Origin of the sequence: Caballeronia sp. LZ034LL (assembly GCF_031451215.1) — a bacterium.
In the GTDB taxonomy this organism is placed as follows: Bacteria; Pseudomonadota; Gammaproteobacteria; order Burkholderiales; family Burkholderiaceae; genus Caballeronia.
Genome location: NZ_JARUXR010000001.1, coordinates 1058782 through 1081308, shown reverse-complemented (window position 1 = coordinate 1081308; position 22527 = coordinate 1058782). Strand labels below are relative to the sequence as shown.

Genomic DNA, 22527 nt, shown 5'->3' with positions numbered 1-22527 from the left:
GCGTCCAATACCCTTTACTTGGCGACGATCACGCCCTGCGCGCTCTGGTGAAAGTCGTCGAAAAACTTGTATTCGCCCGGATCGAGCGGCGCGATCACGACGAACGAATCCGCGCCCGGCGCGAGCACCTTTTCCTTGCGCAACTGCACGCTCTCGAACTCGGCTGCGCCCTTGCCGATGTTGTGCACCTCGATCTTGATGCGCTGCCCCGCCGGCACTTCGATACGCGCCGGATTCAGCTTGCCGTCGTTCATCTCGAGCTTGAACGTAGGCAGATCGGCGGCATGCGCCATGTTCATCCCGGCAGCGGCGGCGCACAGCGACATCGCGATCGCCGCCATCTGGCTTGTCAGTTTCATGCGAACTTCCTGGTTAAGTACGCGCCCGGTCCGGGATGCCGGGCGCCACGGACGATCAGTAACCGCCCTTCTTGCCGATGCCCGCGAACGGGAAGTCGTATTCGATCGTGAACGGCTTGAACCACGGACCCACGCCGGTTTCCTTGTCGGTGTGACGGCCGAAGGCCATGTGGCCGGTTTCCGTCGGCGGCGCGATGTGCAGTTTCAGGTGGTACTTGCCCGGGCCGAAGAGCTTCACGTTGTCGCCGTAGTGCGGGCCGTCGTTCGCGACCATCGCCATCAGGTCGCCCTTGACGGTCTGAGTCGTGCCCACCTTGCTCAGTTCATAGGTCACGTTGAGATAGGGCATCCAGTCGCCTTCGGCGAAACCGGTCGGGTTGTTCTTGACCGCGTGGATGTCCGCCTCGAGGTGGATATCCGAATCCGATGCCTTGCGCATCATGCCTTCCGGCGCCATCGTGATCGGCTGGAGGTAGACGGCGCCCGTTTCCATGCCGCCCTCGATATGCTGCTTGCCGATCGGATATTCCGCGGCCGACGCCGCCATCATTGCCGTAAGGCCCGCGGCGGCCACGAGGCCGCGCATCAACGTTGAACCCATAGATACTCCTTGTTGTTATCGACCGGCGCGGGGCGCCACGCGCGCCTGCTGCCCGAACATCAGGTCCGACTGCCGGATATCCGGACGATGCGCCGGACGGATTGAAAGTTTCTGCCAGGGATGGGCGATTCGAACGTCCACGGTGAGCAGCGCTAGCACAACTTTGTGAACGTTAATACGAACCATTCTCAAAGTTTGCCAAGTTTAGCATCGTTCGACACCCGGAACAATTTGAGCGGGCTTACAAACCCAGTGCCGACAAGGCTTTTCGCGGCATCGACTTGAACGTGCGAGGCGCAAAAAAACGCGGCCGGCCCGCCGGGCCGCCGCGTATTTTAAACCAGGCCTTAAGAAACTATTACATAAGCCTTACTTTCCGCCGGTTCCACCCACGTGGTCGCCGACATTCGCGCCGAACACGCGTTGCCGCAGCAGCGCCAATTGGTCGCGGGTCTGCGCGGCCTTCTCGAATTCGAGATTCTTGGCGTGGTCCATCATCTGCTTTTCGAGCCGCTTGATTTCCTTGGCGATCTGCTTCTCGGACATGTCCTCGAACTTCGCGCGCGTCTGCGCTTCCTTCAGCTCGGCGCGGGCTTCGTCGGCGTTATAGACACCGTCGATGATGTCCTTGATGCGCTTCTCCACGCCGCGCGGCGTGATGCCCATCGCCTGGTTATGCGCGATCTGCTTGGCGCGGCGCCGCTCGGTCTCGTCGATGGCGCGCTTCATCGAATCGGTCATGTTGTCGGCGTAGAGAATCGCCTTGCCGTTCACATTGCGCGCCGCCCGGCCGATGGTCTGGATCAGCGAGCGTTCGGCACGCAGGAAACCTTCCTTGTCGGCGTCGAGAATCGCGACGAGCGAGACCTCCGGAATGTCCAGCCCTTCGCGCAGCAGGTTGATGCCGACCAGCACGTCGAAGGTGCCGAGCCGCAGGTCGCGGATGATTTCCACGCGCTCTACCGTGTCGATGTCGCTGTGCAGGTAGCGCACCTTCACGCCGTGATCGGCGAGAAACTCGGTCAGCTGTTCGGCCATGCGCTTGGTAAGCGTGGTGACGAGCACGCGCTCATGCACGGCGACGCGCGCGTTGATCTCGGAGAGCACGTCGTCCACCTGCGAACGCGCGGGACGCACTTCGATTTCCGGATCGACCAGACCGGTCGGGCGCACGAGCTGCTCGGCCACCTGTCCGGCCTTGCCCTTTTCATAGTCGGCGGGCGTGGCCGAGACGAACACCGCCTGGCGCATCTTGCGCTCGAACTCGTTGAACTTGAGCGGGCGGTTGTCGAGCGCGCACGGCAGCCGGAAACCGTAGTCGACGAGATTCTCCTTGCGCGCGCGGTCGCCGTTGTACATGCCGTTCAACTGCCCGATCAGCACGTGCGATTCGTCGAGCAGCATCAGCGCGTCGGACGGCAGATAGTCGACGAGCGTCGGCGGCGGCTCGCCGGGCATCGCGCCGGAGAAGTGCCGCGAGTAGTTCTCGATGCCCTTGCAGAAGCCGAGCTCCTGCAGCATCTCCAGGTCGAAGCGGGTGCGCTGCTCCAGCCGCTGCGCCTCGACCAGCTTGCCCTGGTCGTAGAAGAACTCGAGCCGTTCGCGCAGTTCGTCCTTGATGGCTTCGACGGCACGCATCACGGTGTCGCGCGGCGTCACGTAGTGCGACGACGGATACACGGTGAAGCGCGGAATCTTGTTGCGCACGCGGCCGGTGAGCGGATCGAACAGATGCATGGCTTCGACTTCATCGTCGAACAGTTCCACGCGCACGGCCATTTCCGCGTGTTCCGCCGGAAAGATGTCGATGGTGTCGCCGCGCACGCGGAAGGTGCCGCGCGAGAAGTCGGCTTCGTTGCGCGTGTACTGCATCGCGATCAGGCGCGCGATGATGTCGCGCTGGCCGAGCTTGTCGCCGGTGCGCAGCGTCAGGATCATGCGATGGTATTCGGACGGATTGCCGATACCGTAGATCGCCGACACGGTGGCCACGATCACCACGTCGCGCCGTTCGAGCAGGCTCTTGGTGGCGGAGAGCCGCATCTGCTCAATGTGGTCGTTGATCGACGAATCCTTCTCGATGAACAGGTCGCGCTGCGGCACGTACGCTTCCGGCTGGTAGTAGTCGTAGTACGAGACGAAGTACTCGACCGCATTGCGCGGGAAGAATTCGCGGAACTCGGCGTAGAGCTGCGCGGCGAGCGTCTTGTTCGGCGCGAACACGATAGCCGGACGGCCCATGCGGGCGATCACGTTGGCCATCGTGAAGGTCTTGCCGGAGCCGGTCACGCCGAGCAGCGTCTGGAACGAGAGACCGTCCTCGATCCCTTCGACGAGCTTGGCGATGGCTTCGGGCTGGTCGCCCGCGGGCGGATACGGCTGATAGAGCTGGAACGGCGAGCCGTCGAAGGTGACGAACTTCGATTCGTCCAGTGCTTCGGGAGAGTCGATGAGAGTGTCGGACATGGAGATTCGATGCGTCGTCGCCGGAGCAAACACTTATTCTAGCGGCTGCCGAAAACACGCGCGGCCCGGCGGATGGGAGCGCGCGGCGGTCGGGACTGACGGCGCGGCGCCTGGGTCCATAGCACATTGGGACCGCGCCGCCGATCTCAAGCGCCGGCCTTGCGGCCCTTTTTGACGACGCGGGCGGGATCGGTCGAAATGACGCCGGCGTGAAAAACACGCGCTGCCGGCAAGGTGGCGGCAAAAAGCCGGGCCGGATTCGCTACAATGTGCGACTGTGCTCGACGGCGGGCAACGGACATTTCTCACAGCGGCGCAGCATGCCGCGCTGCAGGGACCGCCGAAGACGCCACGCGGGCATCGTCCCCGTTCCGGGCTGGCTTCGCGCCAGTTTCGCGCTCGTTGGCCTTCCGGGCGCCACTCCGCCGCACCGTCTTTTTCTCACTGCCGATAGATCATGTCTCTTTTCTCTGCCGTCGAACTCGCTCCCCGCGACCCCATCCTGGGCCTCAACGAAGCCTTCAACGCCGACACGCGCGCCACCAAAGTGAATCTGGGCGTCGGTGTCTACACCAACGAGGAAGGCAAGATTCCGCTGCTGCGCGCCGTGCGCGAAGCCGAAAAGGCACGCGTCGATGCCGCCCTGCCGCGCGGCTACCTGCCCATCGACGGCATCGCCGCCTATGACGCCGCCGTGCAAGCGCTGCTGCTCGGCCAGGACTCGCCGCTGATCGCCGCAGGCCGCGTCGTCACGGCGCAGGCGCTGGGCGGCACGGGCGCGCTGAAGATCGGCGCGGACTTCCTGAAGCGCCTGAACCCGAACGCCAAGGTCGCGATCAGCGATCCGAGCTGGGAAAACCATCGCGCGCTGTTCGAAGGCGCCGGCTTCGACGTCGTCAACTACCCGTACTACGAGGCCGCCACGCACGGCGTGAACTTCGACGCCATGCTGGCCGCGCTGAACAGCTACGCCGCGGGCACCGTGGTCGTGCTGCACGCGTGCTGCCACAACCCGACGGGCGTCGACCTCTCGGACGCGCAGTGGAAGCAGATCGTCGAAGTCGTGAAGGCGCGCGAGCTCGTGCCCTTCCTCGACATGGCCTATCAGGGCTTCGCGGACAACATCGAGGCGGATTCGGCCGCCGTGCGCCTGTTCGCGGGCGCTGAACTCAACGTGTTCGTGTCGTCGTCGTTCTCGAAGTCGTTCTCGCTGTATGGCGAGCGCGTCGGCGCGCTGTCGATCATCACCACCAGCAAGGAAGAATCGGCGCGCGTGCTCTCGCAACTGAAGCGCGTGATCCGCACCAACTACTCGAACCCGCCCACGCACGGCGGCTCGATCGTCGCGGCCGTGCTGGCGTCGCCGCAACTGCGCGCGACCTGGGAGCAGGAACTGGGCGAAATGCGCGACCGCATCCGCGCAATGCGCAACGGCCTCGTCGAGCGCCTGAAGGCGAGCGGCGTCGACCGCGACTTCTCGTTCGTCAATCAGCAGCGCGGCATGTTCTCGTACTCGGGCCTGACGTCGGCGCAAGTCGACCGCCTGCGCGAAGAGTTCGGCATCTATGCCGTCAGCACGGGCCGCATCTGCGCGGCCGCGCTGAACACGCGCAACCTCGACGCCGTCGCGACGGCGGTGGCGGCCGTGCTGAAGTAAGGCTGTCTCGTGGAAGTCCGGGCGCTCTGGCGGCCGGACGAAGAAATGGCGCCCTGCGTGAACCGCAAAGGCGCCATTTTTTTGCGCTGGTTTTTTCTCGCGCTGAAGCGCGCGCGTTACAGCGTCGGCGATGCGGCCGGGACCGTGACGGCATCGTCGGCGTCGACGAAACCGTATGAAATCGCCCGCGCGAGTTCGGCGCTCACGGTCGTGACGTCGGTCTGTTCCTGGCGCACGCCGGCCGCGCGGTGGCTGCCCGCCTGCATGCAAAAGGCCAGCGCGATAGGCAGCAGCATCACCACGGGCCAGTAAGTCGATATTGTCTTTCTCATTTGGACTACCTCGATTCGATGTCGGAGCGGAGCGAACGCCCACTTGCCGACACTCCAAATGTTACGGAAATGAGAGAATCTTAAAAAGATATTGAAAAGCAAAGCTTTGTTGCAGCCGGGGCAACAAGGCTCCGGCGACGATGCGCCTGGAAAAGCCGCTCCACGCGGCAGACGGCCGTCATAAAGGCTTACAAAGTTGTCGGGACATCGGACCATCGGGCGTGTCTTAATAAGACACGCTCCAACGAATTATTCCAAGATCATGAAATCCGCAGTCGCTGGTCTTTTGTTCGCCTCGTCTGCCGCGCTGCTCGGCGGTTGCGCAGCTTATCCCGATGCCGGCGGGTACTACGGCGGCGGCTATCCCGCCACCGCGTATGACACGCCCGGCTACGACGCTTATTACGGCGGACCGCCCGTCGTGCAGCAGGGCGTGGTCGTAGGCGGCGGGTATTACTACGGCGGTCCGGGTCTTGGCCGCTATTGGGACGACGGCCCCGGCTGGCGACGTCCCCCGCCCGGCGGATGGAATGGCGGCTGGAACAACCGGCCGCCGCCCAATCGTGGCAACGGTGGTCCTCCGCCGCAGGCCGGCGGCGGCCACGGCGGTCCGCCGCCACAGGCGGGTGGAGGACGTCCGCCGGGCGGTCAGCCGCCCCAGGCCAACGGCGGCGCGTTGCCGAGAGCCGTCGGCGGCCCGCCGATGCGACCTCAAGCCGCACCGCCGCCGTCGAACCCGGGTGGTAATCAGGGTGGCAACCGGGGCGGTGGCGGTGGCAACAGTGGCGGCAACGGCGGCCGCTGGCACAATGGGCCGGTCGGCAACTAAACCCGCCATCGTGCTGCACAAAAGTACGGCGCCCGAAGCAACTCGGGCGCCGTTTTTTATTTGCCGCGCTCAGCCCAGATGCGACCGCTGCGCCTTGTACAACTCGCGGAAGGTCCGGCCGACGGGCGCCGGCATGTCGCGCGTCGCGGTCCAGCCGGCGCCGAGCGGCAGGCGTGCAATCGACCGGTTCTTGCCGCCCATGCGCTCCAGCACGCGCACCGCGAGTTTCGTGAACAGCGCATACGCGGTCGGATGCTTCGCGAGACAGCCCCACATGGCGAGCCCGGCGCGCTCCTTCCAGGGGCGCAGCCGCCGCTCCATCTGCTTCTCCCGCAGCTTGCGCAGCAGGTCCGACAGCGGAATCCCGACCGGACACACGCTGTTGCACTCGCCGCATAGCGTGGCGGCCTGCGGCAGGTCGAGCGCGCGGTCGATGCCCACATAGGCCGGCGTCAGCACCGATCCCATCGGCCCGGGGTACACCCAGCCGTACGCATGTCCGCCGATCTTCTGATACACCGGACAGTGGTTCATGCATGCGCCGCAGCGGATGCAGCGCAACATCTCCTGGAACTCGCCGCCGATCAGCCCGGTGCGCCCGCCATCGACGAGCACGAAGTACATGTGCTCGGGACCGTCGGCGTCATCCGCGGCGCGCGGACCGGTCAGCAGCGAGAAATAGTTGGACACCGTCTGTCCGGTCGCCGAGCGCGGCAGCAGGCGCATGGCGGTCGCGAGATCCTCGAGAGTCGGCAGCACCTTCTCGATGCCCGTCACCGCGACGTGCACGCGCGGCATCACCGTACACATGCCTTCGTTGCCCTCGTTCGTGACGACCGCCACCGAACCCGTTTCCGCGATCAAAAAATTGCCGCCGGTCACGCCCATGTCCGCCGACATGAAATGCGGCCGCAACACCTCGCGCGCCTCGCGCGTCATCTCGGGAATGTCGGTCAGGCGTGGCTTGTGGTGCGTCTTCGCGAAGAGATCGGCGATCTCGTCCTTATCCTTGTGCACGACCGGCGCGATGATGTGGCTCGGCGGCTCGTTGCCGTTGATCTGCAGGATGTATTCGCCGAGATCGGTTTCGATCGACTGCACGCCCATCTCGCCCAGCACGCGATTGAGCTGCATCTCTTCCGACACCATCGACTTGGTCTTGATGACCTTCTTCACGTCGTGCTTGCGCGCGATCTCGGCCACCAGCCGCGCGGCGTCCTGCGTCGATTCGGCGTACAGCACGGTGGCGCCGCGCCGGGTCGCCTCGCGCTCGAAGGTTTCGAGCCAGACGTCGAGGTTCTCCAGCGCCCGGTTGCGCCGTTCCTTCAACGCCGCGCGCGTTGCCTCGAAGTCGATGTCGCGCACCGCGTTCGCCCGCCCGGTGACGAACTTCGTCGACAGCTTCCTGAGGTTCTGTTGCAGGCGTTCGTCCGCGAGCTTGCTGCCGGCGCGCGCCTTGAACTGCATCGTCTGAACTTGCATGGGGAGTGCTCCGTCTGCTGCCGTCAGACGCCGGCCGGCGCGTCGCCGGCAAGCACCTGCGCGATGTGCAGCACGCGTGTCGTGGTATCGCCGGTGCGGCGCAGCCGGCCTTCGATGTTCAGCATGCAGCCGAGATCGCCCAGCACGACCGCATCTGCCCCGCTCGCCCGGATGTTGGCGCATTTTTCGTCGACGATCGCCGTCGAGATATCGCCGTACTTCACCGCGAAGGTGCCGCCGAAACCGCAGCAATGCTCGCAGGCCGCCATCTCCGTCACGGCCACGCCTGCCTGCGACAACAGCTCGCGCGGCTGGGTCTTCACGCCGAGTTCACGCAGGCCGGAGCAGGAATCGTGATAGGTCGCGGTGCCGTCGAAGCCCGCGGGCTCCATGCGCGCCTGCGCGACCGTCACGAGGAAATCGGTGAGTTCGAACACACGCGGCTGAAGCCGGGCGAAGCGGCTCATCAACTGGGGATCGTCGCGGAACAGGTCGCCGTAGTGCGCGCGGATCATGCCGCCGCAGGAACCGGACGGCACCACGACGTAGTCGAACTGCTCGAATTCGCGCAGCGTCTTTTCGGCCAGATCGCGGGCAAGCGGGCGATCGCCGGAATTGTAGGCAGGCTGGCCGCAGCAGGTCTGCGACGGCGGCACGATGACCTCGAAGCCCGCGCGCTCGATCAGCTTGATCGCGGAGAAGCCGATCTCGGGGCGCATCATGTCGACGAGACATGTCACGAATAATCCGACTCGCATGGGGGGCGTTTCCTGTTTTGTAGAGTGATGTGAACGCCCGGCAATTATCCGTGAAAACGCCGCCGCGCCGGCCCGTTCACGTCGATTCGAACGAGCGGATCGTTCGCCGCGGACAAATGGCCTGCTTGCCTTTTCACGATACGAGATACAATTGCATTTCCGCTGTTTGACGCATCAACCGATTTTTCACGATGAGCGATACGAACCCGGATTCCAAGACCTCCATTCAGGTGATCGAACGCATGATGCGTCTGCTCGACGCACTCGCTGATCACACCGATCCCGTCAGTCTCAAAGAACTGTCGCAGAGCACCGAGCTGCATCCGTCCACCGCGCACCGCATTCTCAATGACATGGTGCTGTGCCGGCTCGTCGACCGCTCGGATCCCGGCACGTACCGGCTGGGCATGCGCCTGCTCGAACTCGGCAATCTGGTGAAGGCGCGCCTTTCCGTGCGCGAGGCCGCGATGCCGCCGATGCGCGAACTGCATCGCCAGACGGGCCAGACGGTCAACCTGTCGGTGCGTCAGGGCGACGAGATCGTCTATATCGAGCGCGCCTACTCGGAGCGCTCGGGCATGCAGGTGGTGCGGGCGATCGGCGGACGGGCGCCGCTGCATCTCACGTCGGTGGGCAAGCTGTTCCTCGCCGCCGACGAAGCCACGCGCGTGCGCGCCTACGCGACGCGCACCGGGCTCTCCGGCCATACGCAGAACAGCATCACCGACCTCGCGAAGCTCGAACGCGAACTGCTGCTGGTGCGCCAACAGTCCTGCGCGCGCGACAACGAGGAACTCGAACTGGGCGTGCGCTGCATCGCGGCGGGCATCTATGACGATACCGGGAGGCTGGTCGCGGGGCTGTCGCTGTCGGCGCCCGCCGACCGGCTGCAGGACGCGTGGCTCAAGCAGCTGAGCCATACGGCGCTGGAGATTTCACGCTCGCTCGGCTATCACCCGGAGCAGGCGGCCGCGGAGGCGCAGCAGGCACAGCACGGGGCGCATGCGCATCGCTGAATCGTCTTTGCTGTGTAAATGAAAAGGGGATTCGTCTTTCGACGAATCCCCTTTTCGCTTTTCAAGCCCGGCCGGTGCGCCGGGCTTGATCCAGCTTAAGGATTCGCGCCGCCGCCCATGTCGGCGCTCATGATGTGCGGTTCGCCGAGCGTGTCGAGATACGAACGCAAACGGCCGGCATCCGCGAAGCGCGAATACTTGCCGTAGGAATCGAGCAGCACCATCACGACCGGACGGCCGTGAACGGTCGCCTGCATCACCAGGCACTCGCCCGCTTCGTTGATGAAGCCGGTCTTCTGCAGGCCGATGTCCCACGACGCGTTGCGGATCAGCGCATTCGTGCTGTTGTAGGCGAGATTGCGCTTGCCGGTGAAGACGTCATAGCTGCGGTCGGTCGAGAACTTGCGGATCAGCGGGTACTGATACGCGGCGTTGACCATCTTGGCGAGGTCACGCGCGCTCGACACGTTCTGGCTGGTGAGGCCGGTGGAATTCTCGAAGTGGGTGTCGCTCATGCCGAGCGACTTCGCCTTCGCATTCATTGCAGCGATGAATGCCGGACGTCCGCCTGGGTAATAACGGGACAACGCCGCTGCCGCACGGTTTTCCGACGCCATCAGCGCGATGTGCAGCATGTCCTCGCGATTCAGCACCGAGCCGACGGAGAGACGCGAGCCGGTGAACTTCTCGTAATCGCGATCTTCGTCGGTGACGGAGATGTCCTCGGTGAGCGGTGCGTGCGAGTCGAGCACGACCATCGCCGTCATGAGCTTGGTGATCGATGCGATCGGCACGACGGCGCGCGAATTCTTGTCGAAGAGCGTTTCGGAGGTGTTCTGGTCGATCACATAGGCCACGCTCGAACGCAGCGCGAGGCTGTCGGGCGTGTCATGCAGACCGAATGCCTGTCCCACCGAAGGCGAACGCGGCTGGAACGCCACCGCGTGGACCGCGGCGCGCCGAGCGTGCGGCTCCATGCGATACGCGACACGGCGCTTGCGCGACGCGCGCGGCGCGTCGTCATCGTCGTTCGCGGCGGCGACCTTGGCAGCCTTCGCCGGCTTGGGCGATTTCAGCGCGGTCTTCGCGGCACGTGCGGGCTTGGCAGTCTTGCTAGCAGATTGGGCGGATTTCTTGACGGTCTTGCTGGCGGTTGCAGTCTTTGCGAGGGCTTCAGCCGGAGCCGCTGCGAAGGACGTCGCTACTGCGATGGAGACGGCGAGCGACAGTGCGGATCGCACTGCGACGCCATGCACCACCTTCAACGACGAAAACATTTCGGTTTTCATTAGTGTTCTGTTGGGCGGCTGGAGGGTACCGCCAAGTGTAGTGAAGCTACGAAATTTAAGCAATATTAAGCACTTATCGGTGCTCTTTAAACCGAGTTGTAAGCCGTGATTGCGTATTATCGATGACGAACCGCACTCCGAGCGGAAAAAACGATCATTCCGGCAGAAGATTGCTGCGAGAGCGCGCTTTTACTACATGATGACAAGCGCTCTATCGGCAATACTTTCCGTGACTTTAGTCAAACGCTTAACAACGCGTCAGCGACAACGAAGTTTTTGAAACGGGGACGGGTGTCGGAAGTGCGGCGGACAGTGCACAGCGGGTCGGACAGCCGAGATGTTAACGGTTCTTCACGATTTTGGTGTACGCCGAAAGGCCAAAAAGTAAGACGAGCCCTTCATATAAGCCATGCGCGGTTGCGCCGCGGCAGGCCAGCCGCCGAAAGACCGGTCCGGCGCGCGCGCCAACTCCAAACATCAAAGTTTCATCGAAGCGTGATTTCATCAGCATCACGCTCCCGCCGAACGCCTGCACGCTTGGATCCCAGCGTGGTGCACAAGGGTTTTCACGGGCTGCCGCAAGCGCCTGAGTGTGACTTGTAAGTCGCTGTTTAAACTGAGTTTTATCCCGTTTGTGCGATGCACAAAAAGAGCTTGACAACGTTTGGGATATCACTAAAATGGCTTTCATGTTGCGACGCACCAATCGCTGTTGCACTGAGCCGGCACCCGTTTTCGCCGGATCTACCAAACCACGACCCGCGTTTGATGGGTCGGCCATCAGGAGCCTGAGATGACGCTGTTGACCCCCGAGCAAATCGCCGCTGCCCAGAAAGCCAACTTCGACACGCTGTTCGGTCTGACGAACAAGGCGTTCGAAGGCGTCGAAAAGCTGGTTGAACTGAATCTGCAAGTCGTGAAGTCCACGCTGGCCGAAAGCCAGGAAAACGCGCAACGCGCGTTGTCGGTGAAGGACGCACAGGAACTGCTCGCGCTGCAAGCCAGCCTGACGCAGCCGGTTGCGGAAAAGGTCCTGTCGTATGGCCGTCACCTGTATGAAATCGCATCGGCCACGCAAGCCGAATTCGCCCGTGTCGCGGAAGTGCAGTACGAAGAGCAGAACCGCAAGGTGCAAACGCTCGTCGACAACGTCGCGAAGAACGCACCGGCTGGTTCGGAAACGGCCGTCGCCGTGATGAAGTCGGCCATCACCGCCGCCAACACCACGTACGAAACGGTCCACAAGGCAACGAAGCAAGCCGTCGAGATCGCTGAAAGCAACTTCAACGCAGCCGCCACGGCCGCCACGAAGGCCGCTACGCAAGCGACCGAGCAAGCTTCGCGCGTCGCCAAGAAGTCGGTTGCCTAAGTCTGCTGCCGGGCCTCGCCCCGGCTGACTGACCAAGCACCAGGAAAACCCGGCCGTTGTGCCGGGTTTTTTATTGCCCGTGGCGCACATGAAAAGACGCATGAAAAAAGGCGCGCTCCCTTGCAGGAGCGCGCCTTTTGCGTTGGTTCAACGCGTAGAGAGCTTACTTCTTGCGCTGCGGCGGCAAGTCCGTGCAGACTCCTTCATACAGCTCCGCCGCCATGCCGACCGATTCGCCGAGCGTCGGGTGCGGATGGATCGTCTTGCCGATATCCGTGGCATCCGCGCCCATCTCGATCGCGAGGCACACTTCGCTGATCAGGTCGCCCGCATTCAGGCCGACGATACCGCCGCCGATCACGCGATGCGTTTCCTCGTCGAAGATCAGCTTGGTGAAGCCTTCGTCGCGGCCATTGGCGATTGCGCGGCCCGAAGCGGCCCACGGGAACACCGCCTTGCCGAACTTGATGCCTTCTGCCTTGCACTGCTCTTCCGTCTTGCCGGCCCAGGCCACTTCCGGATCGGTATAGGCCACCGACGGAATCTGCAGCGCATCGAAGTACGCCTTCTCGCCGTGCGCCGCTTCCGCCGCGACGTGGCCTTCATGCACGGCCTTGTGCGCGAGCATCGGCTGGCCGACCAGGTCGCCGATCGCGAAGATGTGCGGCACGTTGGTGCGCATCTGCTTGTCGACATTGATGAAGCCGCGCTCCGTCACCGCCACGCCCGCCTTGTCCGCGCTGATCTTGCCGCCGTTCGGGCTGCGGCCCACCGCGAGCAGCACGAGATCGTAGCGTTGCGGCTCGGCCGGCGCCTTCTCGCCCTCGAAGGTCACGTAGATGCCGTCTTCCTTCGCTTCGGCCTTCGTGGTCTTCGTCTTCAGCATGACGTTGCCGAAGCGCTTGGCGTTGAACTTCTCCCAGACCTTCACGAGATCGCGGTCCGCGCCTTGCATCAGGCCGTCGAGCATTTCAACCACGTCGATATCGGCGCCAAGCGTCGAATAGACCGTGGCCATTTCCAGGCCGATGATGCCGCCGCCCACCACCAGCATGCGCTTGGGCAGCTGACGCAGTTCGAGCGCGCCGGTCGAATCGACGACCCGCGGATCGTCCGGGAAGAACGGCAGCTTCACGGCCTGCGAACCGGCCGCGATGATCGCCTGCTTGAACTTGACGACCTTCTTGCCGTCGGCACCCTGCACTTCCATGTGATACGGATCGACGAAATTGCCGACGCCCGTCATCACCTGCACCTTGCGCGCCTTCGCCATGCCGGCGAGGCCGCCGGTCAGCTTCTTGACGACGCCTTCCTTGAAGCCGCGCAGCTTGTCGAGGTCGATCTTCGGCTCGCCGAAGCTGATGCCGTGCGCGGCGAGTTCGGCGGCTTCGTCGATGACGAGCGCCGTGTGCAGCAGCGCCTTCGACGGAATGCAGCCGACGTTCAGGCACACGCCGCCGAGCGTCGCATAACGTTCGACGAGTACGGTCTTCATGCCGAGATCGGCAGCGCGGAAGGCCGCCGAATAGCCGCCGGGGCCGGCGCCGAGCACGAGCATGTCGCATTCGACATCGGCCGTGCCGGAATAGGAACCGGCCTGCGGCGCCGGCGCCGAAGATGCAGCCGGGGCGGCAGCGGGAGCCGCTGCCGGAGCCGCCTTCTGCGGTGCGGCCGCTGCGGCTGCGCCGCCTTCCAGCGTCAGGACCAGCGTGCCTTCCGACACGTTGTCGCCGACCTTGACCTTCACTTCCTTGACGGTGCCGGCAGCGGGCGAAGGCACGTCCATCGTGGCCTTGTCGGACTCGAGGGTGATGAGCGACTGCTCCTTCTCGACCGTGTCGCCCGGCTTCACGTGCACTTCGATGACCGGAATGTCCTTGAAGTCGCCGATATCCGGCACCTTCACGTCCTGCACGGCGCCGCTTGCAGCGGGAGCCGCGGCCGGTGCCGAAGCAGCCGGAGCCGCCGCGGGCGCAGCAGCCGCGCCTTCGGTCTCGATCATCGCGATGACCGTGCCCTGCGAAACCTTGTCGCCCTGCTTGACCTTCACTTCCTTGATCGTGCCGGCCGCGTCGGCGGGCACTTCCATCGTGGCCTTGTCGGTTTCGAGCGTGATGACGCCCTGTTCCTTCTCGATGCGGTCGCCGGCCTGGATATGGATTTCGATGACATCGACATCGGAGAAGTCGCCGATGTCGGGTACTTTTAGTTCGACGAGACTCATGGTGTCCCCTAAGAAAAGAGCGGTTGGACCGGACATTGCCGGTCCCCGTCGGCCGGCCGCGGTCCCGGACCCGCAGGTCCGGACGCGGCCCCGATCAAACGATCAAAGAATGACGCGACGGAAATCGCCCAGAATCGCCGACAGATACGCGTTGAAGCGCGCGGCCTCGGCGCCGTCGATGACGCGATGGTCATACGACAGCGACAGCGGCAGCGTGAGGCGCGGCACGAACTGCTTGCCGTCCCACACGGGCTTCATCTGACCGCGCGACAGGCCGAGGATCGCGACTTCGGGCGCGTTGATGATCGGCGTGAAGTTCGTTCCGCCGATGCCGCCCAGCGACGAGATCGAGAAGCAGCCGCCCTGCATCTGGTCGGGCTTGAGCTTGCCGTCGCGCGCCGCCTTCGACAGGTCCGCCATTTCCTTCGCGATGTCGACGAGGCCCTTCTTGTCGGCGTCGCGGATCACCGGAACGACGAGGCCGTTCGGCGTATCGGCTGCGAAACCGACGTGGTAGTACTGCTTGAAGACGAGGTTGTCGCCGTCGAGGCTGGCGTTGAAGGTCGGGAATTTCTTCAGCGCAGACACGACCGCCTTGATGACGAACGCCAGCATCGTGAACTTCACGCCGGCCTTCTCGTTCTCCTTGTTGAGCTTGACGCGCAGTTCCTCGAGCTCGGTGATGTCCGCTTCGTCGTTGTTGGTGACGTGCGGAATCATGACCCAGTTGCGATGCAGGTTCGCGCCCGAGATCTTCTTGATGCGCGACAGCGGCTTCGGATCGACCGGGCCGAACTTCGTGAAATCGACCTTCGGCCACGGCAGCAGGCCGAGTTCGCCGCCACCGCCGCCGGCCGGAGCCGCCGCTGTGGGCGCTGCACCCTGACCCGACATCACGCCCTTCACGAAGCTCGTGATGTCCTGCTGCGTGATGCGGCCCTTCGGACCCGTGCCGCGCACGCGCGCCACGTCCACGCCGAGTTCGCGCGCGAACTTGCGCACCGAAGGCGAGGCATGGCTCGACGAACGCGTGCCGTCGCCGGCAGGCATCACGGGCGCCTGCGCGAGCGCGGACGGCGCTTCCTTCGCGGGGGCCGGCTTGGCCGGCGCATCCGGCGCCGCTTCGGTCTTCGCGGCCGGAGCGGGAGCAGCGGCCGGCGCCGATGCACCTGCGCCGCCTTCGAGCACGAGGATCAGCGTGCCTTCGGACACGTTGTCGCCGATCTTGACCTTCAGCTCCTTGACGGTGCCGGCGGCAGGCGACGGCACGTCCATCGTGGCCTTGTCGGATTCGAGCGTGACGAGCGACTGTTCCTTCTCGACCGTGTCGCCGACCTTGACCGCGATCTCGATGACCGGAATGTCCTTGAAGTCGCCGATGTCCGGCACCTTCACTTCGACCACGCCGCCGCCGGAAGCCGCGGGCGCGGGTGCAGCGGCGGGCGCCGGCGCGGCGGCCGCTTCCTGCTTCGTTTCTTCCTTCTTCGGCGCTTCGGCGGCGCCGCCTTCCAGCACGACGATCAGCGTGCCTTCCGACACGTTGTCGCCGACCTTGACCTTCACTTCCTTCACGGTGCCGGCGGCGGAACTAGGCACGTCCATCGTCGCCTTGTCGGACTCGAGCGTGACGAGCGACTGCTCGGCCTCGACGGTGTCACCCGGCTTGACCAGAACCTCGATCACCGGAATGTCCTTGAAATCGCCGATGTCCGGCACTTTGACTTCGATCGCTTGACTCATTATTAGTGTCTCCTGGTTGCACGCGGCCTCTCTCCGCTTCGGAAAGAGGCCACGTCACAACACACGGGGGCGATGCCTTTAGACGGTCATCGGGTTGGGTTTGGACGGGTCGAGGTTGTACTTCTTGATCGCCTCGCCGACGACCTTGCGCTCGATCGTGCCTTCGTCGGCGAGCGCGTTGAGCGCAGCCAGCGTGACCCAGTAGCGGTCGACCTCGAAGAAGTGGCGCAGCGCCTCGCGCGTGTCCGAGCGGCCGTAGCCGTCGGTGCCGAGCACCACGAACTTCTGCGGCACGAACGCGCGGATCTGGTCCGTCAGCGCCCGGATGTAGTCGGTCGATGCAATCACCGGACCCTTCGCGCCCGTCAGCAGCTTCGTCACGTGCGGCACGCGCTTCTCTTCCGCCGGATGCAGCAGGTTGTAGCGCTCGATGGCCTGGCCTTCGCGGGCCAGTTCGGTGAAGCTCGGCACGCTCCACAGGTCGGCAGACACGCCCCAGTCGTTCTTCAGCAGGTCGGCGGCGGCGATCACTTCATTGAAGATCGTGCCCGCGCCCATCAGCTGGACGTGCGCCTTGGCCGGCGCGTCGGACTTCCTGAACGCGTACATGCCCTTGATGATGTCGGCGGCCACGGCGTCACCTTGCGGAATCGCCGGATGCTCGTAGTTCTCGTTCATCACCGTGATGTAGTAGTACACGTCTTCCTGTTCCGCGACCATGCGGCGCAGGCCGTCCTGCATGATGACCGCGAGTTCGTAGCCGAAGGTCGGGTCGTAGCTCACGCAGTTCGGGACGGACGCCGCCCACAGCAGCGAGTGGCCGTCTTCGTGCTGCAGGCCTTCGCCGTTGAGCGTCGTGCGGCCCGCGGTGCCGCCCAGCAGGAAGCCGCGCGAACGCATGTCGCCCGCGGCCCAGGCCAGGTCGCCGATACGCTGGAAGCCGAACATCGAATAGAAGATGTAGAACGGGATCATGATCTCGCCGTGCGTCGAGTACGACGTCGCGGCTGCGATCCAGTCACACATGCCCCCAGCTTCGTTGATGCCTTCCTGCAGGATCTGGCCGGTCTCCGATTCCTTGTAGAACATCAGCTGGTCGGAGTCTTCCGGAATGTACTTCTGGCCGTCCTGATTCCAGATGCCGATCTGGCGGAACAGGCCTTCCATGCCGAAGGTGCGCGACTCGTCCGGCACGATCGGCACGATGCGCTTGCCGATGGCCTTGTCCTTCAACAGGATGTTGAGCACGCGCACGAAGGCCATCGTCGTGGAGATTTCGCGGCCTTCGCCCGTGCCCTTGAGCAGCGGCTCGAATGCGCTGAGCGCCGGCACCGGCAGCGATTCCGCCTTCTCGCGGCGCGCCGGCAGATAGCCGCCCAGGTCCATGCGCTTCTGGCGCATGTATTCCAGTTCCTTCGAGCCTTCCTCGAACGTGAGGTACGGCACGTCGGCGATCTGTTCGTCGGTCAGCGGCAGGCGGAACTGGTCGCGGAATTTCTTCAGCGTGTCGATCGGCAGCTTCTTCTGCTGGTGCGTGATGTTCATCGCCTGGCCGTGCTCGCCCATGCCATAGCCCTTGATGGTCTTGGCGAGGATGACGGTCGGCGCGCCCTTCGTCTTGGTGGCGGCGTCGAAGGCGGCGTAGATCTTGTGCGGGTCGTGGCCGCCGCGGTTCAGGTTCCAGATGTCTTCATCGGACCAGTCGGACACCAGCGCCTTCAGTTCCGGCGTGTTGAAGAAGTGCTCGCGCACGAACGCGCCCGACTCCGACTTGTAGGTCTGGTACTCGCCGTCGACGACGTCCATCATGCGGCGCATCAGCGCGCCCGTCTTGTCGCGTGCGAACAGCGCATCCCAGCGGCTGCCCCAGATCACCTTGATGACGTTCCAGCCGGCGCCGCGGAACTCGCTTTCGAGTTCCTGGATGATCTTGCCGTTGCCGCGCACCGGGCCGTCCAGACGCTGCAGGTTGCAGTTGATGACGAACACGAGGTTGTCGAGACGCTCGCGGCCGGCCATGCCGATCGCGCCGAGCGATTCCGGCTCGTCCGTCTCGCCGTCGCCGAGGAACGCCCAGACCTTGCGGCCTTCGGTCTTCGCGATGCCGCGCGCCGCCATGTACTTCATGAAGCGCGCCTGATAGATGGCCATGATCGGGCCGAGGCCCATCGACACGGTCGGGAACTGCCAGAAGTCCGGCATCAGCCACGGATGCGGATACGACGAGATGCCCTCGCCGCCCACTTCCTGGCGGAAGTTGTTGAGTTGCTTCTCGGTCAGGCGGCCGAGCAGGAACGCGCGCGAGTACACGCCCGGCGACGAGTGGCCCTGCACGAACACGAGGTCGCCGCCATGGTCTTTCGACGGTGCGTGCCAGAAGTGGTTGAAGCCGACGTCATAGAGCGTCGCGGCCGACGCGAACGAGGCGATGTGGCCGCCGACGTTGGTGTCCTTGCCCGCGCGCAGCACCATGGCGATGGCGTTCCAGCGCGTGTACGAGCGAATCCGGTGTTCGACGTCCTGGTCGCCCGGAATCTTCGACTGCGAGGCGACGGGGATCGTGTTGATGTACGGCGTGTTCGCCGAGAACGGCAGGTGCTCGCCATGCACGCGAGCGAATTCGATTTGTTTCTCGATCAGGTAATGCGCGCGATCAGGGCCGACCGCGGAAATCACGCCGTCGAGCGCGTCGAGCCATTCGGCGGTTTCCTGGGGATCGTCGTCCTTGGCGTTGGCGACATATTTGAGAACTTCGTCGGGTACAGCGGACATGCTCGTCTCCTGATGTGAGGAACACTCTTGAACCACTGGCGCGCGCCCGTAAAAAAGCGGGCCCGGCCGCGTGCCGGCAATTCTAAAGAGGGTCTAGATCAAGACGCAAGGAATTTTTCAAATCATGAGAGCTAATCTCATAATACGAAAAAATGCTGCAATGCACCGTCCGGTAAGGCTTTTTTTATCAGACGTTTCTCCTCCTTTTGCGGCGTTTGGGCGGTCTTCCCTGTCTTTTTACGCCAATTAACAATCAGGTGCTGCGTTACAATCGCACGCATGTTGACCGAACGGCTGATCAAACGCTCGGCGAAGGGCGGGCGCAAGCCGTCTGACTCGTCGTCTACCCGCTGGCACCACGGCCCGTGGTGGTCGAACTCCTATTTGCTCACGCCACTCATCTCGATCCTGGTGTTCCTGGTCGTCATGAGCCTGATCCTGTGGAGCCTCAACCGGCGCGAGCAGCAACAGCAGGAAGACACGCTGTATCGCAATGTGGCGTGGGCGCAGCAGCAGATCCGCCTGTCGATGACCGGCGCGCAGGAACAGATCCAGGCGCTCGCGCGCGACATCGCCGGCGGTCACGGCGACCCGCAGAATTTCCAGACCGCATCCACCGACATCATGCAGGGGCATCCCGAGATCCTCTACATGAACTGGTACACCAGCGAGCACAAGCCGCGCTGGCCCAATACGCCGCTGCCGCTGCTCGGTTCGCGCCTCGCGAAGCCCAACGACACGCAGATGGACGAGGCCGTGCAGGCCGCCTTCGACGAAGCCCGCAACACCCGCCGCCAGGTCTACTCGCCGCTGCTCTACGACGACCTCGGCAACGGCTATATCACGCTGCAGACGCCGGTGTTCCGCGACCGCGAGTTTCTCGGCTCGATTGCCGCGGTGTTTTCCATCGAAGGGATCCTGAAGCACGACATTCCGAGCGAACTGTCGGCGAAGTACAAGATCTCCATCACCGACCTGAACAACCGCGAGCTCGCGACCACGTCGAGCCGCCCGCGCCTGCCGCGCGACATGTTCTATGACCTGCCGCTCGATCCGCCGGGCCAGGGTTTGTCGGTGCGCGTCTATTCGTATCCGCAGCTCACCAACTTCACCAACAACACGCTGGTGTGGCTCGTCGCCGGCCTGTCGTGCTTCGTGCTGTGGAGCCTGTGGAGTCTCTGGAAGCACACCCGCCAGCGTTTCGAGGCGCAGCAGGCGCTCTACGCCGAGGCCTTCTTCCGCCGCGCGATGGAGAACTCCGTGCTGATCGGCATGCGCGTGCTCGACATGCACGGCCGCATCACGCACGTGAATCCCGCCTTCTGCCGCATGACGGGCTGGGACGAAAGCGATCTGGTCGGCAAGAACGCGCCGTTCCCCTACTGGCCGCGCGACGCCTATCCGGAAATGCAGCGCCAGCTCGACATGACCCTGCGCGGCAAGGCGCCCTCGTCCGGCTTCGAGCTGCGCGTGCGCCGCAAGGACGGCTCGTTCTTCCATGCGCGCCTGTACGTTTCGCCGCTGATCGACAGTTCGGGACGCCAGACCGGCTGGATGTCGTCGATGACGGACATCACCGAGCCGAAGCGCGCCCGCGAGGAACTCGCCGCCGCGCACGAACGCTTCACCACGGTGCTCGAAAGCCTCGACGCCGCCGTCTCCGTGCTCGCCGCCGACGAAGCCGAACTGCTGTTCGCGAACCGCTATTACCGGCATCTGTTCGGCATTCGGCCGGACGGCCATCTGGAACTCGCCGGCGCCGCCTTCGACGGCACCTCGCAGAGTTCGTCCGACACCATCGACATGGTCGACACCTACGCCGGCCTGCCCGCCACCGCGCTGACCGAAAGCTCGGCGGACGCGCAGGAAGTGTATGTCGAGGGCATCCAGAAATGGTTCGAGGTGCGCCGCCAGTACATCCAGTGGGTCGACGGTCATCTCGCGCAGATGCAGATCGCCACCGACATCACGCAGCGCAAGCAGGCCCAGGAACTCGCGCACCAGCAAGAGGAAAAGCTCCAGTTCACGAGCCGCCTGATGACGATGGGCGAAATGGCGTCCTCGCTCGCCCACGAACTGAACCAGCCGCTCGCCGCCATCAACAATTACTGCTCAGGTTGCGTCGCGCTGGTCAAATCCGGCCGCATGACGCAGGAAACGTTGCTGCCGGCGCTCGAAAAAACCGCCCAGCAGGCGGTGCGCGCAGGCATGATCATCAAGCGTATCCGCGAGTTCGTGAAGCGTTCGGAACCGAAACGCCAGGCCACGCGCGTTGCGGATATCGTCGCGGACGCGGTGGGTCTCGCCGAGATCGAGGCGCGCAAACGCAAGATCCGCATCGTCACGGAAATCCGCTCGCGCATGCCGGTGATCTACGTCGATCCGGTTTTGATCGAACAAGTGTTGGTGAACCTGTTGAAAAACGCAGCGGAAGCGATGCATGATGCGAAACCACATGCCATCGATCCGGTGATCCGCGTCATCGTGCAGCGCATGGACGGCGGCTTTGTCTGCATCAGCGTGGTCGACCAGGGCCCGGGCGTGGACGAAGCCACCGCCGAGCGCCTGTTCGAACCGTTTTACAGCACCAAGTCCGACGGCATGGGCATGGGGCTGAATATCTGCCGCTCGATCATCGAATCGCATCGCGGAAGACTTTGGGTGGTCAACAACGTCGAGGCGGACGGTCACGTGACCGGCGCGACCTTCCACTGCAGCCTGCCGATCGGCCAGGTGGACGGTTCGGGCACGGACGGGTCCGCTCAAGACGAACATACGAGACAACAAACCGTTACGGGAGAACTATGAGCACAGTCACCACTCAGGAAACCGTCTTCGTCGTGGATGATGACGAAGCGGTGCGCGATTCCTTGCGCTGGCTGCTCGAGGCAAACGGCTATCGCGTGCAGTGCTTTTCGAGCGCCGAGTCCTTCCTCGACGTGTACCTGCCGATCGCCCATTCCGGCGCGATCTCGTGCCTGATCCTCGACGTGCGCATGGCCGGCATGACGGGGCTCGAGCTGCAGGAAAAGCTGATCGCCGAAAACTCGCTGCTGCCGATCATTTTCGTGACGGGTCACGGCGACGTGCCGATGGCCGTTTCGACCATGAAGAAAGGCGCGATGGATTTCATCGAAAAGCCGTTCGACGAAGCCGAATTGCGCAAGCTGGTCGAGCGCATGCTCGAGAAGGCGCGCAGCGAAAGCACCAGCGTGCAACAGCAGCGCGCCGCCGCCGAGCGGCTCGGCAAGCTGACGGCGCGCGAGCATCAGGTGCTGGAACGCATCATCGCCGGGCGGCTCAACAAGCAGATCGCCGACGATCTCGGCATCAGCATCAAGACCGTCGAGGCGCATCGCGCGAACATCATGGAGAAGCTCTCCGTGAATACCGTCGCCGACCTGCTGCGCCTCGCGCTCTCCAACAAGCCGCAGCAGTAAGCGCGCTGTTCCCCTCACGCGGCCGGCATCGACATGCCGGCCGCGTTGTCATGGTGCGCCGGTTCCGGCGCCTCCACGCCCTCTCTTCCCCGGTCTGAATTCCGTTGTCCGTAACAGTGAAACGTGATATTTCCTCAATCACGTTGACACACCTTGGGGCCCGAACGTAACGTCTGCGGGCCTTAACTACCGG

Annotated in this window: 18 protein-coding genes; 6 read left to right on the top strand and 12 right to left on the bottom strand. The window is 63.9% G+C overall.

Translation table 11 applies throughout. The features are described 5' to 3' along the window. Positions 1 to 14 precede the first annotated feature (14 nt). The 3 genes from QCE83_RS04900 to uvrB form a co-directional block, all read right to left on the bottom strand. Entirely contained in the window at positions 15 to 359 is a 345-nt protein-coding gene (locus tag QCE83_RS04900; RefSeq protein WP_309807938.1) for a cupredoxin domain-containing protein, read from the bottom strand. 55 nt (positions 360 to 414) lie between these two features. Further along, complete coding sequence (locus QCE83_RS04895; RefSeq protein WP_309807937.1) at positions 415 to 960, bottom strand: iron transporter; 546 nt, start codon at positions 958 to 960, stop codon at positions 415 to 417. Positions 961 to 1329: 369 nt separating this feature from the next. Next, positions 1330 to 3426, bottom strand: a complete 2097-nt coding sequence (gene uvrB / locus QCE83_RS04890) for an excinuclease ABC subunit UvrB (protein WP_309807936.1) — start codon at positions 3424 to 3426, stop codon at positions 1330 to 1332. A 457-nt stretch (positions 3427 to 3883) separates the two neighbouring features. On the opposite strand from uvrB, the gene QCE83_RS04885 reads away from it, so the two are divergent. Then, positions 3884 to 5083, top strand: a complete 1200-nt coding sequence (locus QCE83_RS04885) for an amino acid aminotransferase (RefSeq protein WP_309807935.1) — start codon at positions 3884 to 3886, stop codon at positions 5081 to 5083. A 116-nt stretch (positions 5084 to 5199) separates the two neighbouring features. Here QCE83_RS04885 and QCE83_RS04880 read toward each other — a convergent pair whose 3' ends face one another. Then, complete coding sequence (locus QCE83_RS04880) at positions 5200 to 5415, bottom strand: hypothetical protein (RefSeq protein WP_309807934.1); 216 nt, start codon at positions 5413 to 5415, stop codon at positions 5200 to 5202. Between the two features lie 262 nt (positions 5416 to 5677). On the opposite strand from QCE83_RS04880, the gene QCE83_RS04875 reads away from it, so the two are divergent. After that, a complete protein-coding gene (locus QCE83_RS04875; RefSeq protein ID WP_309807933.1) occupies positions 5678 to 6244 on the top strand; it encodes a hypothetical protein in 567 nt (188 codons plus the stop codon). A 69-nt stretch (positions 6245 to 6313) separates the two neighbouring features. Here the strand turns inward: QCE83_RS04875 and QCE83_RS04870 are convergent, their stop codons facing one another. Both QCE83_RS04870 and QCE83_RS04865 read right to left on the bottom strand, forming a co-directional pair. Next, positions 6314 to 7726 carry a lactate utilization protein B gene (locus tag QCE83_RS04870; protein ID WP_309807932.1) on the bottom strand — a complete coding sequence of 471 codons (1413 nt, stop codon included), beginning with the start codon at positions 7724 to 7726 and terminating at the stop codon, positions 6314 to 6316. Positions 7727 to 7749: 23 nt separating this feature from the next. Beyond that, positions 7750 to 8484 carry a (Fe-S)-binding protein gene (locus QCE83_RS04865; protein WP_309807931.1) on the bottom strand — a complete coding sequence of 245 codons (735 nt, stop codon included), beginning with the start codon at positions 8482 to 8484 and terminating at the stop codon, positions 7750 to 7752. Positions 8485 to 8675: 191 nt separating this feature from the next. Between QCE83_RS04865 and QCE83_RS04860 the strand changes: the two genes are divergently transcribed. After that, complete coding sequence (locus QCE83_RS04860; protein WP_309807930.1) at positions 8676 to 9500, top strand: IclR family transcriptional regulator; 825 nt, start codon at positions 8676 to 8678, stop codon at positions 9498 to 9500. A 95-nt stretch (positions 9501 to 9595) separates the two neighbouring features. Here QCE83_RS04860 and pbpG read toward each other — a convergent pair whose 3' ends face one another. Together pbpG and QCE83_RS04850 are read right to left on the bottom strand one after the other, a co-directional pair. Next, complete coding sequence (gene pbpG, locus QCE83_RS04855) at positions 9596 to 10789, bottom strand: D-alanyl-D-alanine endopeptidase (protein WP_309807929.1); 1194 nt, start codon at positions 10787 to 10789, stop codon at positions 9596 to 9598. Positions 10790 to 11129: 340 nt separating this feature from the next. Further along, positions 11130 to 11570 carry a hypothetical protein gene (locus QCE83_RS04850; protein ID WP_309807928.1) on the bottom strand — a complete coding sequence of 147 codons (441 nt, stop codon included), beginning with the start codon at positions 11568 to 11570 and terminating at the stop codon, positions 11130 to 11132. 12 nt (positions 11571 to 11582) lie between these two features. Here QCE83_RS04850 and QCE83_RS04845 point away from each other — a divergent pair, with 12 nt between their 5' ends. Beyond that, on the top strand, positions 11583 to 12158 hold the full coding sequence (locus QCE83_RS04845) for a phasin family protein (RefSeq protein ID WP_309807927.1): 576 nt from the start codon (positions 11583 to 11585) through the stop codon (positions 12156 to 12158). Between the two features lie 163 nt (positions 12159 to 12321). Here the strand turns inward: QCE83_RS04845 and lpdA are convergent, their stop codons facing one another. From lpdA to QCE83_RS04825, 4 genes are all read right to left on the bottom strand, one after another. Beyond that, positions 12322 to 14382: a dihydrolipoyl dehydrogenase gene (gene lpdA, locus QCE83_RS04840; RefSeq protein WP_309807926.1), complete on the bottom strand. Its 2061-nt coding sequence runs from the start codon at positions 14380 to 14382 to the stop codon at positions 12322 to 12324. A 102-nt stretch (positions 14383 to 14484) separates the two neighbouring features. Beyond that, positions 14485 to 16122 (bottom strand): dihydrolipoyllysine-residue acetyltransferase, encoded by a 1638-nt coding sequence (aceF, locus tag QCE83_RS04835; protein WP_309807925.1) that lies wholly within the window; start codon positions 16120 to 16122, stop codon positions 14485 to 14487. Between the two features lie 78 nt (positions 16123 to 16200). Beyond that, a complete protein-coding gene (gene aceE / locus QCE83_RS04830) occupies positions 16201 to 18894 on the bottom strand; it encodes a pyruvate dehydrogenase (acetyl-transferring), homodimeric type (RefSeq protein ID WP_309807924.1) in 2694 nt (897 codons plus the stop codon). Positions 18895 to 19031: 137 nt separating this feature from the next. Beyond that, the gene (locus tag QCE83_RS04825; protein WP_309811781.1) at positions 19032 to 19220 is read right to left on the bottom strand and encodes a hypothetical protein; all 189 of its coding nucleotides are present in this window, start codon (positions 19218 to 19220) and stop codon (positions 19032 to 19034) included. Between QCE83_RS04825 and fixL the strand changes: the two genes are divergently transcribed. Further along, a complete protein-coding gene (gene fixL / locus QCE83_RS04820; protein ID WP_309807923.1) occupies positions 19174 to 21702 on the top strand; it encodes an oxygen sensor histidine kinase FixL in 2529 nt (842 codons plus the stop codon). The genes QCE83_RS04825 and fixL overlap by 47 nt on opposite strands. Continuing rightward, entirely contained in the window at positions 21699 to 22334 is a 636-nt protein-coding gene (fixJ, locus tag QCE83_RS04815; protein WP_008350478.1) for an oxygen response regulator transcription factor FixJ, read from the top strand. The genes fixL and fixJ overlap by 4 nt, the downstream gene beginning before the upstream one ends. The last annotated feature ends 193 nt before the right edge of the window (positions 22335 to 22527 follow it).

Bases quoted from the DNA above. Each gene is read 5' to 3' on its own strand.
- QCE83_RS04900 (WP_309807938.1), bottom strand. From the start codon at position 359: ATGAAACTGACAAGCCAGATGGCGGCGATCGCGATGTCGCTGTGCGCC.
- QCE83_RS04895 (WP_309807937.1), bottom strand. From the start codon at position 960: ATGGGTTCAACGTTGATGCGCGGCCTCGTGGCCGCCGCGGGCCTTACG.
- uvrB (WP_309807936.1), bottom strand. From the start codon at position 3,426: ATGTCCGACACTCTCATCGACTCTCCCGAAGCACTGGACGAATCGAAG.
- QCE83_RS04885 (WP_309807935.1), top strand. From the start codon at position 3,884: ATGTCTCTTTTCTCTGCCGTCGAACTCGCTCCCCGCGACCCCATCCTG.
- QCE83_RS04880 (WP_309807934.1), bottom strand. From the start codon at position 5,415: ATGAGAAAGACAATATCGACTTACTGGCCCGTGGTGATGCTGCTGCCT.
- QCE83_RS04875 (WP_309807933.1), top strand. From the start codon at position 5,678: ATGAAATCCGCAGTCGCTGGTCTTTTGTTCGCCTCGTCTGCCGCGCTG.
- QCE83_RS04870 (WP_309807932.1), bottom strand. From the start codon at position 7,726: ATGCAAGTTCAGACGATGCAGTTCAAGGCGCGCGCCGGCAGCAAGCTC.
- QCE83_RS04865 (WP_309807931.1), bottom strand. From the start codon at position 8,484: ATGCGAGTCGGATTATTCGTGACATGTCTCGTCGACATGATGCGCCCC.
- QCE83_RS04860 (WP_309807930.1), top strand. From the start codon at position 8,676: ATGAGCGATACGAACCCGGATTCCAAGACCTCCATTCAGGTGATCGAA.
- pbpG (WP_309807929.1), bottom strand. From the start codon at position 10,789: ATGAAAACCGAAATGTTTTCGTCGTTGAAGGTGGTGCATGGCGTCGCA.
- QCE83_RS04850 (WP_309807928.1), bottom strand. From the start codon at position 11,570: ATGGCCGACCCATCAAACGCGGGTCGTGGTTTGGTAGATCCGGCGAAA.
- QCE83_RS04845 (WP_309807927.1), top strand. From the start codon at position 11,583: ATGACGCTGTTGACCCCCGAGCAAATCGCCGCTGCCCAGAAAGCCAAC.
- lpdA (WP_309807926.1), bottom strand. From the start codon at position 14,382: ATGAGTCTCGTCGAACTAAAAGTACCCGACATCGGCGACTTCTCCGAT.
- aceF (WP_309807925.1), bottom strand. From the start codon at position 16,122: ATGAGTCAAGCGATCGAAGTCAAAGTGCCGGACATCGGCGATTTCAAG.
- aceE (WP_309807924.1), bottom strand. From the start codon at position 18,894: ATGTCCGCTGTACCCGACGAAGTTCTCAAATATGTCGCCAACGCCAAG.
- fixL (WP_309807923.1), top strand. From the start codon at position 19,174: ATGTTGACCGAACGGCTGATCAAACGCTCGGCGAAGGGCGGGCGCAAG.
- fixJ (WP_008350478.1), top strand. From the start codon at position 21,699: ATGAGCACAGTCACCACTCAGGAAACCGTCTTCGTCGTGGATGATGAC.